The sequence below is a fragment of the Herpetosiphon sp. NSE202 genome, assembly GCF_042688385.1.
GTDB lineage: Bacteria > Chloroflexota > Chloroflexia > Chloroflexales > Herpetosiphonaceae > Herpetosiphon.
Map to the genome: position 1 here is coordinate 607,135 of NZ_JBHUPY010000001.1, position 17,157 is coordinate 624,291.

Annotated in this window: 13 protein-coding genes and 3 tRNA genes; 6 read left to right on the forward strand and 10 right to left on the reverse strand. The window is 45.0% G+C overall.

The features are described from left to right. Positions 1 to 52 precede the first annotated feature (52 nt). Entirely contained in the window at positions 53 to 535 is a 483-nt protein-coding gene (locus ACFMKP_RS02605; protein WP_382288802.1) for a hypothetical protein, read from the reverse strand. A 244-nt stretch (positions 536 to 779) separates the two neighbouring features. Here ACFMKP_RS02605 and ACFMKP_RS02610 point away from each other — a divergent pair, with 244 nt between their 5' ends. The 4 genes from ACFMKP_RS02610 to ACFMKP_RS02625 all read left to right on the forward strand — a co-directional run bounded on the left by ACFMKP_RS02610 (position 780) and on the right by ACFMKP_RS02625 (position 3,250). Next, the gene (locus tag ACFMKP_RS02610) at positions 780 to 2,759 is read left to right on the forward strand and encodes a hypothetical protein (RefSeq protein ID WP_382288804.1); all 1,980 of its coding nucleotides are present in this window, start codon (positions 780 to 782) and stop codon (positions 2,757 to 2,759) included. 142 nt (positions 2,760 to 2,901) lie between these two features. After that, positions 2,902 to 2,977, forward strand: a tRNA-Arg gene (locus tag ACFMKP_RS02615). Positions 2,978 to 3,003: 26 nt separating this feature from the next. Then, a tRNA-Ser gene (locus ACFMKP_RS02620) sits at positions 3,004 to 3,095 on the forward strand. Between the two features lie 79 nt (positions 3,096 to 3,174). Beyond that, positions 3,175 to 3,250, forward strand: a tRNA-Arg gene (locus ACFMKP_RS02625). Between the two features lie 34 nt (positions 3,251 to 3,284). Here the strand turns inward: ACFMKP_RS02625 and pnuC are convergent. The 5 genes from pnuC to ACFMKP_RS02650 all read right to left on the reverse strand — a co-directional run bounded on the left by pnuC (position 3,285) and on the right by ACFMKP_RS02650 (position 7,406). Then, on the reverse strand, positions 3,285 to 3,920 hold the full coding sequence (gene pnuC / locus ACFMKP_RS02630) for a nicotinamide riboside transporter PnuC (protein WP_382288806.1): 636 nt from the start codon (positions 3,918 to 3,920) through the stop codon (positions 3,285 to 3,287). 7 nt (positions 3,921 to 3,927) lie between these two features. Next, positions 3,928 to 4,932, reverse strand: a complete 1,005-nt coding sequence (locus ACFMKP_RS02635; protein WP_382288808.1) for an AAA family ATPase — start codon at positions 4,930 to 4,932, stop codon at positions 3,928 to 3,930. A gap of 9 nt (positions 4,933 to 4,941) precedes the next feature. Next, positions 4,942 to 5,115, reverse strand: coding sequence for a hypothetical protein (locus ACFMKP_RS02640; protein WP_382288810.1), 174 nt, complete (start codon positions 5,113 to 5,115; stop codon positions 4,942 to 4,944). 150 nt (positions 5,116 to 5,265) lie between these two features. Then, positions 5,266 to 5,706 carry an SPFH domain-containing protein gene (locus ACFMKP_RS02645; protein WP_382288812.1) on the reverse strand — a complete coding sequence of 147 codons (441 nt, stop codon included), beginning with the start codon at positions 5,704 to 5,706 and terminating at the stop codon, positions 5,266 to 5,268. Between the two features lie 293 nt (positions 5,707 to 5,999). Further along, positions 6,000 to 7,406, reverse strand: a complete 1,407-nt coding sequence (locus ACFMKP_RS02650) for a DUF1986 domain-containing protein (RefSeq protein WP_382288814.1) — start codon at positions 7,404 to 7,406, stop codon at positions 6,000 to 6,002. Positions 7,407 to 7,723: 317 nt separating this feature from the next. Between ACFMKP_RS02650 and ACFMKP_RS02655 the strand changes: the two genes are divergently transcribed. Further along, positions 7,724 to 9,235 (forward strand): helix-turn-helix domain-containing protein, encoded by a 1,512-nt coding sequence (locus ACFMKP_RS02655; protein WP_382288816.1) that lies wholly within the window; start codon positions 7,724 to 7,726, stop codon positions 9,233 to 9,235. A 71-nt stretch (positions 9,236 to 9,306) separates the two neighbouring features. After that, entirely contained in the window at positions 9,307 to 10,755 is a 1,449-nt protein-coding gene (locus ACFMKP_RS02660) for a PQQ-binding-like beta-propeller repeat protein (RefSeq protein ID WP_382288818.1), read from the forward strand. Positions 10,756 to 10,800: 45 nt separating this feature from the next. Here the strand turns inward: ACFMKP_RS02660 and ACFMKP_RS02665 are convergent, their stop codons facing one another. From ACFMKP_RS02665 to ACFMKP_RS02680, 4 genes are all read right to left on the reverse strand, one after another. Beyond that, a complete protein-coding gene (locus ACFMKP_RS02665) occupies positions 10,801 to 11,586 on the reverse strand; it encodes a hypothetical protein (protein WP_382288820.1) in 786 nt (261 codons plus the stop codon). A gap of 50 nt (positions 11,587 to 11,636) precedes the next feature. After that, positions 11,637 to 13,181 (reverse strand): hypothetical protein, encoded by a 1,545-nt coding sequence (locus tag ACFMKP_RS02670; protein ID WP_382288822.1) that lies wholly within the window; start codon positions 13,179 to 13,181, stop codon positions 11,637 to 11,639. 162 nt (positions 13,182 to 13,343) lie between these two features. After that, positions 13,344 to 14,891, reverse strand: a complete 1,548-nt coding sequence (locus ACFMKP_RS02675; protein ID WP_382288824.1) for a hypothetical protein — start codon at positions 14,889 to 14,891, stop codon at positions 13,344 to 13,346. 317 nt (positions 14,892 to 15,208) lie between these two features. Then, complete coding sequence (locus ACFMKP_RS02680; RefSeq protein ID WP_382288826.1) at positions 15,209 to 16,759, reverse strand: hypothetical protein; 1,551 nt, start codon at positions 16,757 to 16,759, stop codon at positions 15,209 to 15,211. Between the last annotated feature and the right edge of the window lie 398 nt (positions 16,760 to 17,157).

A 17,157-nucleotide genomic window follows, 5' to 3' on the forward strand; every position in this document is an offset into this window, starting at 1 on the left:
TCCTTAACTTAAAACGACTAAATCCATGCTGTTGTTATGCTGCTTACAACGGCTAAGGTGCTGAAATTTGAATGTTGGTAAGGATGATAGGCACGCCAAAGAAGGTGCTGGCGCTGATGATCACACTTGGCCAAACAACTAGCCTACTGAGGCGTGTATTTTGCATGCTATTTAACATAAGATCGTAGAGATAGTGATTAAGCCCAAGCTGCTGGCCAAGCAGGCCATAGCTGATCAAGAGATAGCCAATGACGATAATCAATGGGGCAACCCACAGTAACGAGTAGCTGCGCTGGTTGGCTGATGGAAATAGCTGCTGCCAAGCATAAATCATAGTGGCCAACGCCATGCTCCCAACAACCCCAACGATGCCACCAACTAAACTACCGACGATAAATCCTCGCGCTACACCGAGATAAGTGCCGTAGATTGCGCCGATGCTTACACCGAGGCCCGGCCCGCGCTGAATACATGCATCCAAAATCGTTGCGAACGCTGATTGAAGGTTGGGATTGTAACATGATACATTGCTCATACTCCTTGCTTAGGCTTAATATCTTCGCTCACCAGCACTATGCCACGCGCGTGTTACACCAGCGTTACAAGCGACAAGCTTTGTAAAAGCAAATGTTTAAGCGTACACTGGTTTATAACAACTTTTAGGCGCTAGCTTCGTATCGGTAGGCGTAGTTTGTTAGAGGTAATTCTTGAAGCGGCTACATTAAACGGATGAGCCTATTGATAATGACCGTAGATGGCTCATTGCTCATGGAGAGACTATGATGAAGAGTATGCGTTCTGTACTCGTGATTGCCCTCGGACTGATCGTGATTGGTGGGGCCTTATATGTTGGGTTTAGAAATCAAACAGCTTCTCGCGCGAGACCAATTGAAGCGCGTACGGGCAACCCGCTTGATTTTAGTCAACATCGCTGCGAAGAGATCCTCTATAATCCTATCTTTCGGGCGCAACGAGTTCTTTACCCAAATACTGATGTAGAACCTAAACCAAAAGACCAAATTAGTTTCGCAATCTCGGGGACGGTAGGCTACAGACTTTGGTTTAATTATAAAGGCTATAATTATCAAAAAGCATGCTCAGATCAGCCTAATATTCTGAATACCAATATGGAGGGATGGGGAATCGTTAAAGGGCAACAGTATGAAGACATAATCGGTAGTGCTGTTGTTGCTGCCGGTTTTGACAAGCCACCAAGTGGTTTTTATATGTCTAGTAGCCGCCACGAACAACTCTTTACCCTTGAAACCGAGTTGGTGATGCAAGATGCGCTTGACCCAGATACGAAAGAACATGCCGCTGGCTTAGTATTTCTCGTTCCTGCATTGGATAACCCCGAACAGGCAACTGGGTATGGCGTTGCCTTGACCACCAAAGGGCTAGATAATCAGTCAGGAGTCAGGCTCTTCAAATATGATGCAGCTAATACCGTGATTCAGTTTGTGCCATTTGATGTGAGCATTGGTCGGCTTTACCAGCTCAAAGTTGCTGTATCACCAGCCCCTGACCCACGGATCAAGGTTTGGGTTAATGATAACTTGCTGATTGATGTGGCAGATCCTGAGCCGAACATTGTTGGCTATGCAGGAGTCATGGTCAGCAACGAAGTCGCACATTTTGATCATATGTATCTTACCAATCAAGGCTCGCCGCTAGCTGCCAGTGCGCTTAACACCAATCTGCAAGCGCCTTGGGTCAAACTACCACGAACCGATTCGTGGCTTGAGGCTGGCGATAGCTTGCGCGGCAGTGGTCAGGACGATAGTTTTTATATCGCCGATAGCAAGACCGCCAATGGCCAATTGAGTGCTGATATTCGTTTTGATGCCCAGCCAGCGACCGCCTCCTTGCTCTTTCGGGTGCAAAATAAACTTGCACCAACCAACGGCAGTTATGCGGTTGGCATTTCGACCGAAAATGGCGGCGAGCTTAAATTATTCAAATTTCCCTATCAACCGATCAAAATCGTCAAAACCTCCATTGTTAAGGATCTACAGTATCGGCTGCAGGTAGAATTTATCGGCCCGTATATTCGGGTGCTGCTTGATGGACAGACGTTGATCGACTACACCATGGATAGCACCTATATCGAGGGTTTTGTTGGCTTGAATGTCTATCGTTCAGCAGCAGACTTTCAGAATATCCAATTGACCCAGCCCCAATTGATTGAAAACTTTGCCACCAATTTGGCCGAACCATGGCATGTTGAGGGTTATCGATGGCTAGCGAATGACCTAACAGCCCAGAAAATCAGGCGTGGTTTGTTGGTCTCAGCCATTGATCATGGTTTCTACTTATCCAATACTGAAACTCCTAATGATTTTACGTTTGAAAGTGACATGATGTTGGTTGCTGACCCTGCCCATGAACAAGCGACAGCTGGTTTAGTTATGTTTGGCGAGGATGTAACTTCGACAAATAGATTTTTGATTGTGAATATAACGACCAACAACGGTGGTGAGGTGAGTCTAGTGGAGTACCCGGATATGGAGAAGATCGGGAGAACAGTCAAATATACTGAAGCACCATTGGCTAGTTGTAGGCTGCCAATTCAAAAAGATGTGGTTTATAAGCTTAGAGTAGTAACAATTAGCGGTGATTTTATGCGTATTTCATTGGATGGTCAGCCTTGTTTAAGCCATTTCCTTGCAGACCGATATCAGGGTGGTTACTTTGGCTTCGTTGTGCACGCGGGCAATGTACTGTTTAATAATACCTTTGTACTCACGCCTTTGAACTAGAACCCTAGCATTAAACGCCTGCGAGCAAACCCTACAACCTGTACGATCCAGGGTTTGCGCGTAGGCAAGCGCTAAACTTGCAAAATAGAAAGAGCTGTGCTATACTCTCAAACGTTGCTGAAACGCAACGCAAAACGAATGCGACTCCGTAGCTCAGTGGATAGAGCGTTTCCCTGCGGAGGAAAAGGTCGGGCGTTCGACTCGCCCCGGAGTCGCCACTCTTTTTACAATCAAAACCCCACTAGGGAAGGTGGCAGAGTCCGGTTGAATGTACCGCCCTCGAAATGCGGCAAGGTGTAAAAACCTTCGTGGGTTCGAATCCCACCCTTCCCGCCACCAACTTGGCAGCACGCAAATGTGCTTTTTTTATTTAATGCAGGGTGTATAACCAAACCATACCTGCAAAATCTAATGCGACTCCGTAGCTCAGTGGATAGAGCGTTTCCCTGCGGAGGAAAAGGTCGGGCGTTCGACTCGCCCCGGAGTCGCCACTAAAAAAGAGCACCCTTGGGTGCTCTTTTCGTTTTAAGCGGTTTTGCGCCATAAGCGCCAACCATTGCTTGCCAACACCAAAAAGACGGCGTACAGCAGTGCCACTAACAGCGTGCCTTTAACTGCATACAGCCAAATTGCAATCACATCAACCGTAATCCAATAATACCAACATTCGACCCTGCGTTGAGCCATTAAAATTGTGGCCGTGAAGCTCATCACGGTTGTCAATGAATCAATCAGCACATAGCTGGCTGGCTCAGGAAAATATTGCGGCAGCCATTGATCAATATTGCCAATAATCCAAGCCAATACCAACGTGCCAACTACGGTAATTCCCAGCGCGAGCAGGTTATAGTTGCGTGAGCTATAACGCGGTTTGATTGCCGCCTGATCTGCTGGCCGCGACCAGTGCCACCAGCCGTAAATCCCAGTGAAAAAATAATAGACTTGCTCAAAGGTATCTGCATACAGCTGAATTTGGTAGAACAGCACGAAAAAAAGCACCACGCCAATTAAGCCAATTGGCCAATTGCTGACCTTGCCGCGCCCAACCAACCAAACTGACCACAAATTGAAGATCGTGCCGACCAATTCGAGGTAGCTCATCGGGTAGTCAAACAGCGTGAACGCAATCGTATTAATGTCGAAGAAGCTCGCAAGATCCATAAACACCTCAACTTTGGTTGGCTAAAAGATTCTGAAAAAGTTGGTGGCGTTGTACTAAGCTTTGTACTTGGGTGATGCGTTGTTCAAGCGGGCCGCGAATCAAATAATATGGTTGGCGACGGGTATGCAATTCGGCCAGCAGTTGTTTTTGGAAGATTGTACGGTGGACTTCGCCCGAACGATCCCACGTATCGGCGTAGGGAATATCAGTATCGCATACCAGCACTAAATCGTAGCGTTGTTGGGCTTGGTAGGCCAATTGAGCCAAACGTGGTTCGGCCATGCCATGGTAGCTCAGGCCAAAATGATAGGTGGTTAAGGCATTCGTATCGACAAATAGATACTTGTTGCTTGCTAATAAGCGTTGTTCTTCGCGGGCCAAGTGACCCTCGGCAATTTCAACCAATTGTTGTGGCGTGAGCCGCCGATTGCTCTGATGTTGCTCCCAATATTCGCGGCCATATTCTGGCATCCATTGGGTGTTGAAGCGCTCGGCCAAGGCCGCAGTAAGCGTGGTTTTGCCCGTCGATGGCGCGCCAAGCAGCACGACTTTCATAATCAAATCGCGATAGACCAGCGGATGTAAAAACTCGCGGTAGCGATAGGGATCGCTGCGAATTTTGGTGGCTGAGATTGGCACTTGGCTACGCGCTGCATCAACTTGACGATTGATTGCCCCAAGCGCTTGGCTCATATGCGCGCCATAAAATTCGCTCGAATAAAAATGGCTGATATTGCTGATGCCCAGCTGCTTGATGACATAATCTTCGTGGAGCTTTTGAATTTCAGGGGTGTTGCCAATTGCGCTTGGCCCATCCCAGGCCTCAATCACATGGGCCTGAGGATACAGCTGGCGCAGCCAAGCACTCCGGACTGATAAGGGTACGTTGGTTTGTTCTGGGCTATCGTAAATGATAATCTGCAGCTCAGCCACTTCGCTGAGCGCAGTTTCAATCATCAATTGATGGCCTTTGTGCAATGGGGCAAATTTGCCGAGGGTTAAACCACGCATTCAAATATCCTAAACTTCAGGTTGGCTAAATCCACTATCGATTGTTTGATCATTGTTTGATTGATGCACATGCAGCACAATCGTATTGCTCTTGTTGCTATCGAGGGCTTGCAATACCCGCAAATTCATCAGTGCTGGATTGCGATCGAGCATGCGTGAAGCATTGGCCAAACTGCGCAACACTGCTTGCTCGCCACGGGCTTGTTCTAATGCTGCGGCGGTTTCGCGTTGAACTTTGGCTTGTTGTAAAGCGGCGCGTTTTAGCTCGGCAGGCAGGGTAAAATCTTTGATTTGGATATTTTGAATGCTTGCGCCAAGCTCGTTGGCTTTTGGTTACACTAGCTCAAGAATTTGAGGCGCGATTGGGGTGCGATCAGCCAATAATTGATCGAGCGTATACTTGGCCACAACATCACGCAACGCAATCTGCAAATCGTTATAAACCATCGTTTGGGCGCTGGCATGGCTATGCAGCCAACGCTCAGGCTGGTTGATGTGTAGGGTGGCGACCAGATTGAACTTAACGCTAATCAAATCGGCGCTCAACATTTCTTGGCCACTCACGCTCAGCGAACTTGGGCGTACATCGAGCTTGGTAATATGATACTGATTGCGCAGGAAGCGGTGGCTGCCTGGCTCAAGCAGCGCTTGAAATTTGCCATGGTTGTAGAGCAAGCCACGTTCATGCTCATAAATTGTGGTGACAGGAAATAAACGGGCTACAACGATCGTGATAATGATGACTATAATGAATCCAATCGCAACGGTTTCCATACTCTCTCGCTTTCAAAACGATGTTACACGCTTACCCAAATCGCGCAATTGGCGGAAAGCCCGTAGCCTTGCAGAGCCAATTACAGGTACAATAGATGGATAAGCGTGTAACGAGTCAGGATTCGAACCTGGCATTCCACAGTGATAAGCCAAAAAGGCAATTGCTTGGCTGCTACGCAACCAACAAGCATACGCTCATCAACTTAAGCATAACAAACAATTAATCATAACAAAAGCCCCAACTTACTGAAGTAAGTTAGGGCTTGCGATGGAACTATGGTCAATCGTTGGGCTTATTGCAGGTTTACATCGTCCACGAAGAACGAGGTGATCAAGCTGCTGTCGGTCGTGCCCACGAATTGGACGCGCACGGTTTGGCCAGCGTAGGCTGCCAAGCTCACGCTATCGAAGCTCCAAGCGTTCTTCGTGCTTGCATTGCTCCACGTGCGCAAAGTGGTAATCAAGCTGCCGCTGCTGTTGTAGAGGCGAACATACAAGCGGTCGTAAGCGGTGCTGCCACTTTCTTGAGTGCTCATATACCAGTAGTAGCTAAGTACGCCGTTGGCTGGCACGGTTACGGTTTGATAGATGCTATCGTTGCCGCTGTTGTAGCCACCAAGCCATGCGCTGTAGGAGCCGCTGCGTGGGCGGTTGGTTGCAATGATGCCGCTTGGTGATTGAACCCAGCTAGCACTGCTTTCGAAGCCACCATTTTGCAAGCTGCCACCTGGAACTGGGGTGCCAGGAATTGGCGTGCTGGTTGGAACTGGGGTGCCAGGAATTGGCGTGCTGGTTGGGGTTACGCTCCCAACGTAGCCGTTGATCCAGCTGGTGTAGTTGGCAACTTTGGTGTACACGCCATATTTGTTTGGCTGAGCACAACCTTCGCCCCAGCTGACGATCCCGGTCAATTTCCAAGTGCCGCTGCTTTGGGCGACGAATGGCCCACCGCTATCGCCTTGGCATGAGTCTTTGCCGCCAGCTGCGTAGCCAGCACAAACCATGTTGCCGGTAATATCGCCATTGTAGGCGTTTGAGGCATTACAGGTAGCGGTTGAAACGACTGGCACTTGCACTTTGTACAAGACGCTTGGTGATGAACCATTTTGGCTCAATGCGCCCCAACCAGTGACGGTTGAAACAACACCAGCATTGTACAAAGCATTGTCGACAGTGGTTGCGAAAGGAATCACGGCAACGCGGCTGTTGAGGGTCACGGCGCTGCTGAGTTTCAACAAGGCAATGTCGTTATCGTAGGTCGATGCGTTGTAGCTTGGGTGAACAATCGCTTGGGCAATTGTGCGGCTTTGTTCAGTGCCTTCGTTGCTTGTCCAGTTGTGGTCGCCCATCACCACGCTCAATGATGAGACCGAAAAGCCTTGAACACAGTGAGCAGCGGTCAAAACCCATTGTGGCGCAATCAACGAACCACCACAATGCAGGCTGCCATTGCGCGCTACCCGCGCTTGCCAGGGGAATTCACCAGCGGTAGCTGCTGAGCCACCAACAATCTTATCTGGTGGAGGCAATTGATCGGAACTAGGTTGCTTTTCATCAACAACAGGGAGCGGATAGACTTCGACTTTTTTGTTGTCTTTGGCCGAGGCAGCATAGCCGCCCAACAATACTGATGTGCTCAACACCGTTGTAATGACCGCAGCCCGTACCCGACGAATTGTCCAGCGTCCAGATCGTTCCATGATAGCTCCTTATGCACAGACCATACGCTGTAGTGTTAGCGAGCCAAAGTTAGGTTGCAGCAACCCTATCTGCTCAAAAGTAAAAACTTATTAACACATACATATACGCTACTATAATTGACGAAATTGTTTGAATCAACTAGATTGTTTGTTAGATTGTTTGATGATTACGGCCTTTTCATGACGTGGCTCAAGCAATAAGACCGCCGGAGAAGCGCGAAGGCGCACACCTCAACACCGTCGTTGCCAATCATCAACCTATCAATTGTGAACCCGCTGGACAGCTCATCCATGTGAGGTTTACCGAGGTACTGCCTGTGGGACGCAAATCCAAGCAAGGTACGTCGTACCTTCGTCTACTCCGCGAAGAACGTGGGATTTCCCTAACCGAGATGGTCGGCCTAGTTGGCTATACTAAAGGCTATATTTCTGCAGTCGAAACTGGGGTTTCCAAGCCAACGACTGCATTTTTACACGCTTACGAGCGGGCCTTAGGTATTGATGAGGGGAGTTTGGTCGCTAGCGCCGAACAAGCCATTAGCCAAGTGCTTAGCACTGCCCAAGCAGGCTTGATGCCTGAGCCACCAAAGATCGACCCCAGTTTGCTGCCAGTCGCCAATAAAGGTGCGGTGCTCGAAGGTGTGCAATCGATTCTTTTGCAGGCCATCGCTATGGTCACTGCTGCCGCCAAACAAAGCCCTTGGCCTGGAGCCGAAATCGTCGTGACCTTTCAAAGCGAACACGATCCGTTGACGGTTTTTCCAGAATTGGCAGTTCCTTGGCGCGCTGCTTTGCGCCAAGCCCTGCATGCTGGCTGGAATGTGGTGCATCTTTGGCGCTTGCGGATTGAAAACCAACATCGCTTTGAGTTGATTGCGCGCATGCTTTCGATGCTGGGCTATCGCGGCAAATATCAGCCCTATCTATTCCCCAATCATGTCTTGCCTGGCGCGCCAGCCGATGTGATTATTGTGCCTGGCCAAGGGGCGTTATGGCTGTTTGGCAGCCGCCAATCCAAACATGTTGATAGTGGCTTTTTCTTTGCGCCTGATAGCCCGCATTATCAATTAATGAGCCAATTTGCAACCACAATGCGTTCGCAAACCCAACCCTTGTTGGAGGTCTATCCAGAACGATCATTGGATTTTAAGGCCTTGGCGTTGCAATTTGAGGCCGAGGATGGCGCACAATTGTTGTTAAAAGAAGGGCTTAGTTTTCAATCGATGCCAATTGCGATTCGCAACGCTTGTATTCAACGGATTTTGCAAGCGCCCTTGGTACGGTCGTTGCAAGAACAAACCCATCTGGAGCTGTGGTGTCAACAATTATTGGATCATCATCGCCAACGGGTGCATTTATTTGAGCAATTTTTGCAAGATCGCCAACATGAGGCACGTCATATTGTTACAAAAACAGCAATTTTGCGTTTATTGAGCCATGGCGAGCTGCCTGCTGATGATTGGCTGCGTGATCAGCCGCAAAGCCAATTGACTTTGGCTGAAGCTTTGGCGTGGTTGCGCCATGTGATTTGGCTCTTGCAGGTCTATCCAAATTATCAGCTGGCAATTGTTGATGCGATTGACCCTGCCTATTTTCCCGTGGCTTGGAAAGTTGAAGGCCGCCAAACCTTGATTTTAGAATCATGGCAGGTTGCTGATACCGAAGATGGCCGCGAAAACGTCAATATCATTATTCACGATCGCACGATTGCCCATTCATTCCGTGACCATTTTTTCACCTACTGGGAGCGTTTAGCCAATCGCGAACGTAATAAAGATGCAGTGATTGATTGGTTGCAGCAGCATGTCAGCCAACCAGTTAAGCTGTAACGACGTTTGAATTGGCTGCGTACTGGCAACGCTCTTGTCTCTGTTGAATGCTTGTGCCAAAGGAGCCTCAAATGTCGCAACAATGGAATAGTAATATGACACCCTATCGCCAAGATCGTTCTTCGTGTTTGCCGGTAATCCTTGTTTTATTGATCTTGCTTGCAGCGATCGGTGGTGGGGTTTATTTCTTGGCGACTAAATCGCTTGATTCAGCAAAGGTGCCAATTCGAACGGTACAAGGAACGACGGTAGGGATTGGTAAGCCTGTAGAGGTTGAACAAGCAACCATCACTGGCTCGGTGCTCTATCATTCAACTCAATTGGCCTATGATCGCAATGGCGATGAACGCAACGAAGTGCTGGTGCAAACAACCAGCAAAAGTATCTATTCAATGGCCTTGCTCGATGGCGCTGATGGCAAGGCGCTGTGGCAAACGGAGCTTGGCAGCGAATCCTATGATTTGGTGGCGCTTGAGCAGTATATCGCGGTGGTCAAAGAACGTGATTTACGGCTGTTTAATGCCAAAGATGGTACGCTTGCTTGGCAAACTCGCTTGTCGGATCGGATTCAACTGCACCCACCAATGCTCTTTATTAGTAGCGATTTAATTGTGGTTCAGACCTACGATAATATTTTGACCGCCTTTGAATTAGCGAGTGGTACGCAGCGCTGGCAAAAAACCTTGGCTGATCGTTATGCGCGGGCGTTAGCCAAGTTTGGCGATGAATTATGTGGCACCGAGCGCGATGCTGAATCAGGCTTGGAATTTATCATCTGTTATGCGTTGCAAACTGGCGAGCAACGCCAAGCAATCCAATTAAATCAAGATTGGACGGAGCACATCGAGTGGATGGCCGACCCGCAAAACAATAATGGTATTTTGCGTATGCGCAGCGATAGTGATCCGGCACAGTTGGCGGCCATCGGGCTTGATCAACAGCAGCGCTGGAGTGTTGAGCTTGCTGGTGATTTTGCCGATAGTTTCAGGAGTAGCGACCGCAGGTTGGCAAGCAGCGGTGATATGCTGGCGTTTGGTGCTGGTGAACAAGTTGCGATCATTACGCCTGAGCATCAAGTTGTGACCTATAACTTAAGCGATTATGAACTGCATCCAATTGGCTTTGATGCAGAGGTTTTGTATATTGCTGCGGTTAAACAGCGGGGCACGAATACCGTCAGTATGTTGGCAATCAATGCCAAAACTGCCGAATTGCTGTGGCGGCTCGATGATCTTGGTACGGCGAGTGATTGGAGTGGCAACAACCCAATTCAAGGGGTGATTGTGCCAGGTGAAGGCATCGTTTTTGGCTGGCTCGACCAAGAAATTGACGATTTAGTGCGGGTGCAATTGCTCAAACGCGCCGATGGCACGGTTGGTTGGTCGTTCCAGCAAGAGATGTTTATTGGCCAATTGCCGACGTTAACCCGTAGCGGCAATGCCATGTTGATTCAAACAGGCGATGGCTTGAGGATGGCAAACTTACGGACTGGTGAAGGGTTGTGGACGCTGACTCGCTAAAAAACAGCATGCCCCTTGATTGATCTCAAGGGGCATTTTTGTGGCTTATTGAGGGTGGGCAAAATTGTGCAGCACTTGCACGAGCGCTGTCAGATCGAGATTGCGCACATACAACTGGCCCTCTGCTTCGGGCACAAGCAACCATTGTTGTTGCTCGCCACAAACCAAGGTAAAGGCTTGTTGCACACTCGTTTCCGGCTTATTTTTCAAGAGTGCCAAGGCGCTGATAGAGCGCAATTGCTCGAACGTTTGGCCAAATGCCTCGGCGACGTTGGGCGCTAATCCACCAGTTTTCAGTTGCGCAACCACCTCTTCGCGTTTGATTGTGCGGGTGCCGGCAATGCTCCGAAAGACCGTTTCGCTTAGGATTCCCTCTAATGTTGCGCCAACCTCAAGCTCAAGCGGCTCAATAATATCCAGCGCTGCTTGCACAATCTCGCGGGCTTGGGGCAGCGCAATCACTTGATGAATGCCGCCTTGGCCACGGTGAAAGAGATACTGATTGTTGGCATGATGAATGTAATTTGCTTGCTGTTTTTGGCCAGCAGGCTGATGCAAAATGACCCATGTTTGGCTTGGTTGGCTGATGATGTTCAACCATTCGGCCACCATTGGCTCTAAAACTGGCTGGTCGTCAGTTAATTCCAACAAACCATGGGCGATCAGGCTGCGTTCGGCAGTGCCAAGTACATAGTTTTGATATTGCTCAGGTAGCTCACCAAAGACTTGGTTGGCTAAATCATCAAAGCCCAGCGGCAAGGGCAAATCTGCCACAATCAAACAAACAAATAATTCTTCTTGGCTTAGCGAAAAGCCACGTAATTCACTCATGAGCTGCTCCATAGATCGAGTTGAACATCCGATTATACCAGTCGCAGCGCCTATTCTTGAGTAAAGCGAAATTCCGCATGCTCTGGTAAGGTTTGGCTAAATTGATCAAGCAATTGGCGAACTTCTTCAGCTATATCTGGGTTGCGCACATAGAAACTAACCTCTTTATAGGCAACTATGGCAACCGGCAGATCTAACTTAAGCTGCCCAAGCTTAATCCAATCATTTGGAATAAAATCTGCAAACCATTCATCATAAATCATAATCAGATTAGCATCATATTGCTCGGATAATTGATTCATCCAGCCAGGAGTTCGCGCTTTGCGATAATCAATCACATCAATATTGGATAATCCAAATAAATCTAATGTGTAGTTATTATTCATAAATGCAATTAATCCAATATCATTAACTCCAACATTTTTATTATATGTATTAGTGAATAGTGCCATTTGATATTGCTGAAGATAAATGCTATTAGAAAATTTTGGTGTGTAAATTATAGGATGGGCATAATCTAGATATATAAAAAGTAGCAGTGAAATAAAAATAGATGTAAATAACTGTTTTCTGGTGCTACTAACTATATTTATGATAAAATCTCTATATAAATACATAAATATAATAAATGCATACGTAATTATAAAGGTTTCATAGCGATAAAATGATCCAAGAGTTGCTCCAAATAATAAATAAAGTGTTATAGATAATGTAGTTATATAGATAAATGAAGTATGTATTTTCTGGCGTAGTTTTAACGTAATTAATATCACCATGCCTAATAAGATAAACCATGTACGGGATTGCATTGAAATCAAAATAGTTCGAAAGAAAATATCGATTGAATTTCTATTTGAAAAAAGAGACCTTTTGATAAGGACTGATGTTGGTAAATAATCTAGCCCAAGGCTATGGATGAAGTAGGAAAAAGCGGCTAAAAGTGACATTATGCTGATTAAACCAATCGCAGCTAGCTTACGATAGCCCTTGAAATAGAGCAATAACAGGATGGGGATTGAAATGGCAAGGCTTTCGTACCGCACTAAAGAAAGCAGCACAAGCATCATAATCAGCGATTTATTTAATTTTTGATTAATTTGTAAATCGAGGAGTTGGTACAGAATGATAACGGTTAGAAATACTTGCAGAATATGCTCCATCCCCGACCAAATCAGTGGAGTCATGCTGCAAATAAAGATGAATAGGGCGACAAAAAAGGTTTTCTTTGCAGAACTCAGGCTATTTTGGAAAATTAAATCGATTATTTTACGAATAAAAAATAATGTTGCTAGCGCAAAGCCAAGGTTAAGCATCAAAGGCGTGTATTCGAAAAATGGTAAAGGTGCAAATAAAGCTAAGAGAAATGGCCAGAGAATACTGGACGATGGCGCTGATGGCTCAACCAGATTGATGCCATAATGACCATTCGCGATATTGCGGGCTAAACTCAGATGAATATACGGGTCATCAAGAATATACAGGAATTTCCCTGCATTCAAGCTATAAATCGCCATGCCTTGGATCAACAAGATCATGCCAAGAATCAGATAGGGGATGGCACTGTGGATTGATTGGATGTTCAGGTTTCGTTTCATAGTCCCTCTGTCTACGTGCAAGGTAGTTGCGCGACAATGCGCCATGAAATAGTGCTCAGTAATGACTCATCGCTACTATACCATAGGCCGTATGGGCGGCTATAAGGTCAAAAATCCTACCATGAAGATACGTTCTCTGGTTTGCGCTCAAGCTCGTGGAACCTATTCTGGCGCAAAATCAAAGGTTGTATTTGCGGGCAGCGTTTGCGCGAATTGTTTAATCAATTGGCGCACTTCGGTAACATTGGCTGGGTTTCGTACATAAAAAGCCATTTCTTTGTAGGCTACTGAAACCGTAGGTATATCTATATTAAGTTCTCCTATTTTAATCCAATCGCTAGGGCGATGATTGGTAAACCATTCATCATAAATCATAATCAGATCAACATTATAGCGATCTGTCATTTGATTCATCCAGCCAGGTGTTTGCGATTTACGATAATAAATCACATCGATATTGGATAAACCGAATACATCTAATGTATAATTATTATTCATAAATGAAACAAGTCCAATATCATTGACTCCAACATTTTTATTGTAGTATTTACTGGTAAATAATCCTATTTGATAGGACTGAGCATAAATACTATTAGCAAACATAGGTGTATAGACTACACCATGGATATAATCTAAGTATCCAATAAGAAATCCTGATAATAAGATAATAGTTATTAGATATTTTCTTGTATTATTGATCGTTTGTGAAATAAATTTATTGTACAAATATATAAATGCAATAAGCGCATAAACGATCATATATGTTTCATAGCGATAAAATGTTCCAAGGGTTGTTCCAAATAGCAACTGAAGGAGAATAGATGTGCTAATTGTAATAATAAACAACATATGAGATTTTTGGCGTAATTTCAATCCAATTAAAAGTAATATACCAACTAAGAAAAACCACGTTGGAGCTTGCATTGAAATATTAAGATTTGCTAAAAATATTTCAAATGAATTTTTGTTTGAAAAATATGATCCTTTAATAATAACTGACGTTGGTAAATAATTTAATCCAAGGCTATGCAGAAAATATGAAAAGGCTGCTAAAGCAGAAATTATTATAAAAAAGCTAAGTAATGATAATTTTTTATATCCTTTGAGGAAAATGAAAGTTAATGCTGGGATGCAGATTGAAAGATTTTCGTAACGAACTAATGAATGTACTATGATTGCTATTATTAATGATTTATTTAATTTATTATTGATTTCTAGATCAATTAAATTGTAGATAATAAAAACTGAAAGGAATATTTGTAAAACATGTTCCATGCCAGACCAAATTAACGTAGATACTGCGGTGATTATAATGAATAGTACGCTAATAAATATTTTTTTAGTCGAGCTAATGCTACTTTGAAATATTAAATCGATTATTTTATGAATAAAAAATAAAGTACATACGCCGAAACCAATATTAAGCATTAAAGGTATATACTCATAGAATGGTAAAGATACAAATGGTGTTAAGAGAAATGGCCAGAGAATACTGGATGATGGGGCTGATGATTCAACCAGATTGATACCATAATGGCCATGAGCAATATTGCGGGCTAAACTCAGATGAATATACGGGTCATCAAGAATATAGGTGAATTTTCCATCATTAAGCAGATAAATTGCTATAGCTTGGATCAAGAGGATCAGCCCGAGAATGAGATAGGGGATCGCGATTTGAATTGATTGGGTGGGCACTACTCGTTTCATAATCCCTCACTTACATGCACAATGCTGTGCTGACAAACGGGTACTTCGATCGCTTGAGCATATATCGATGCTGATTAAGGGCTGATTGGAACAATAATTTATGCATTTATCGCTGCTTCGCGCAATCGGGCGAAGCAGCGATAAGCACTTAATCGTTGCACATTCATGAATGTTGCTGCTTACCACTACTCGCGCATAGGCCCGATTTGGCGCTCATTGTAGATAGCTGTTGTCGGCGCTTACTGGGAATTCCTTGGTGTGCGTAAGCGAAGGCGGAATTAATGATCTACGCTCAATAAACTGAAAGCTTAACCAAGTTATTCGGGCGCAAACCGAAACTCTGTATTTGCGGGCAGTATTTGGCTGAATTGCTCAATTAATTGGCGCACTTCGACCACATTGCTTGGTTTTCGCACATAAAAAGCAACATCACTGTATGCAGTTGCCGCAACAGGTAGCTTCGTTTTAAGTTCACCGATTTTAATCCAATCGCTAGGGCGATGATTAGTAAACCATTCGTCATAAATCATAATCAGATCAACATTATATTTATCTGCTATTGTATTCATCCAGCCAGGTTTCTTTGTTTTACGATAATCAATAACCTCCATATTGGATAAACCAAAGAGATCTAAGGTATAATCATTATCCATATAGGAAACAAGTCCAATATCATTAACTCCGATATTTTTATCGTAGTACTTACTGCTAAATAGCGCCATATGATATTGTTGACTATAAATACTATGAGACATCATTGGTGTATAGAATATATAGAAAAAGTAATTAAAATAATTGATAAAAACTAATATTACTATTACTGTTATTATAGAAAGATATTTTTTGGAACTAGTAAATAAATTTGCAATAACTTCTTTATATAAAAATATCCAAGCAAGTAGTGCATAAATAACCATATATGATTCATAGCGATGATACGGATTTGTAGATGTACTGAAAACTACCTGTAATAGGATTGACAATGAAACTGTTAATTTAAAATAGATATGCGTTTTCCGACGTAATCCTATTAACAGGGAAATTATTATAGTAAGGAACAAATACCATGTTTTTGTTCTAGCTGCATACGCTAAATTGTCGATCAGAATTTCAAACGACGTTTTATCGGAAAATTGCGAACCTTTAATAATGATTGAGGTTGGCAGATAGCCTAAACCAAGGCGATGCAGGAAATACGAAAATGCGGCTATCGGTACAAGCGTCAGCACCAGGCCAAGCAGTGCTGCCCGCCGATAGCCCTTCAGAAAGATAAAGAGTAGCACCGGAATCGAGATGGCGAGGCTTTCATAGCGAACTAAAGCGTTGATGATGACCGCAACCATTAATGAGCGATTGAGTTTGTTGTTGATTTCTAGATCTAAGAGATTGTAAAAAATGATGACTGCTAACAGGATTTGGAGCAGATGCTCCATGCCCGACCACACTAAGGGACTGATACTGGCGACGATGCCTAAGACGGAGATTAAAAAGGCTTTTGTCGCTGCACTCAGCCGATCGTGGAAGATGAGGTTGATGATTTTATGCAGAACATAAAGAATTCCGCCGCCGAACCCAATATTAAGCATTAACGGCACATATTCAAACAAGGGTAATCGAGCAAAGATGGCAAGGATAACGGGCCAGAGAATACTAGATGATGGGGCTGCTGGCTCAATTAGGTTGATGCCATAATGGCCATGGGCAATATTGCGGGCTAAACTCAGATGAATATAAGGGTCATCAAGATTGTAGATTAGTTTCCCATCATTAAAGAGATAAATTGCTAGGCCTTGGATCAACAGAATCATGCTAAGAAGCAGATAGGGGATGGCGGTATGGATTGACTCGGTGGGCACTACTCGTTTCATAATCCCTCAGTGAAATGCGCAATGCTGCGCCTATACATTTGTGCTAGGTTATTCTCAATGGAGTGCAGTTTAATCAGGGCTGATTAAACCCTAACCCCTACTATACCATAGGCGCTATTGCTTTATATGTTTGCCGCAGAACACCCCGCCCCCAAGACCCACGTTGTGGGTTTCCCGCGCAGGATGCATGCGTGCCAGTTCTGACGAAGAGCAATTAAAGCGAAAAATAGCAGGCTCTCTTGTCAAGAGCAATCAGGTGCGGTTCGGTTATTTTGACTGCGTACAACATATGCTATCCCATCCAGTCAAAAAAATCGGCCATTATCGGGTATCATGACCGTCGCTCTGCCTTCCTTAGTGCGGTGTAGCCGCGCCTCTGGTTGTGCATAACCATGCAG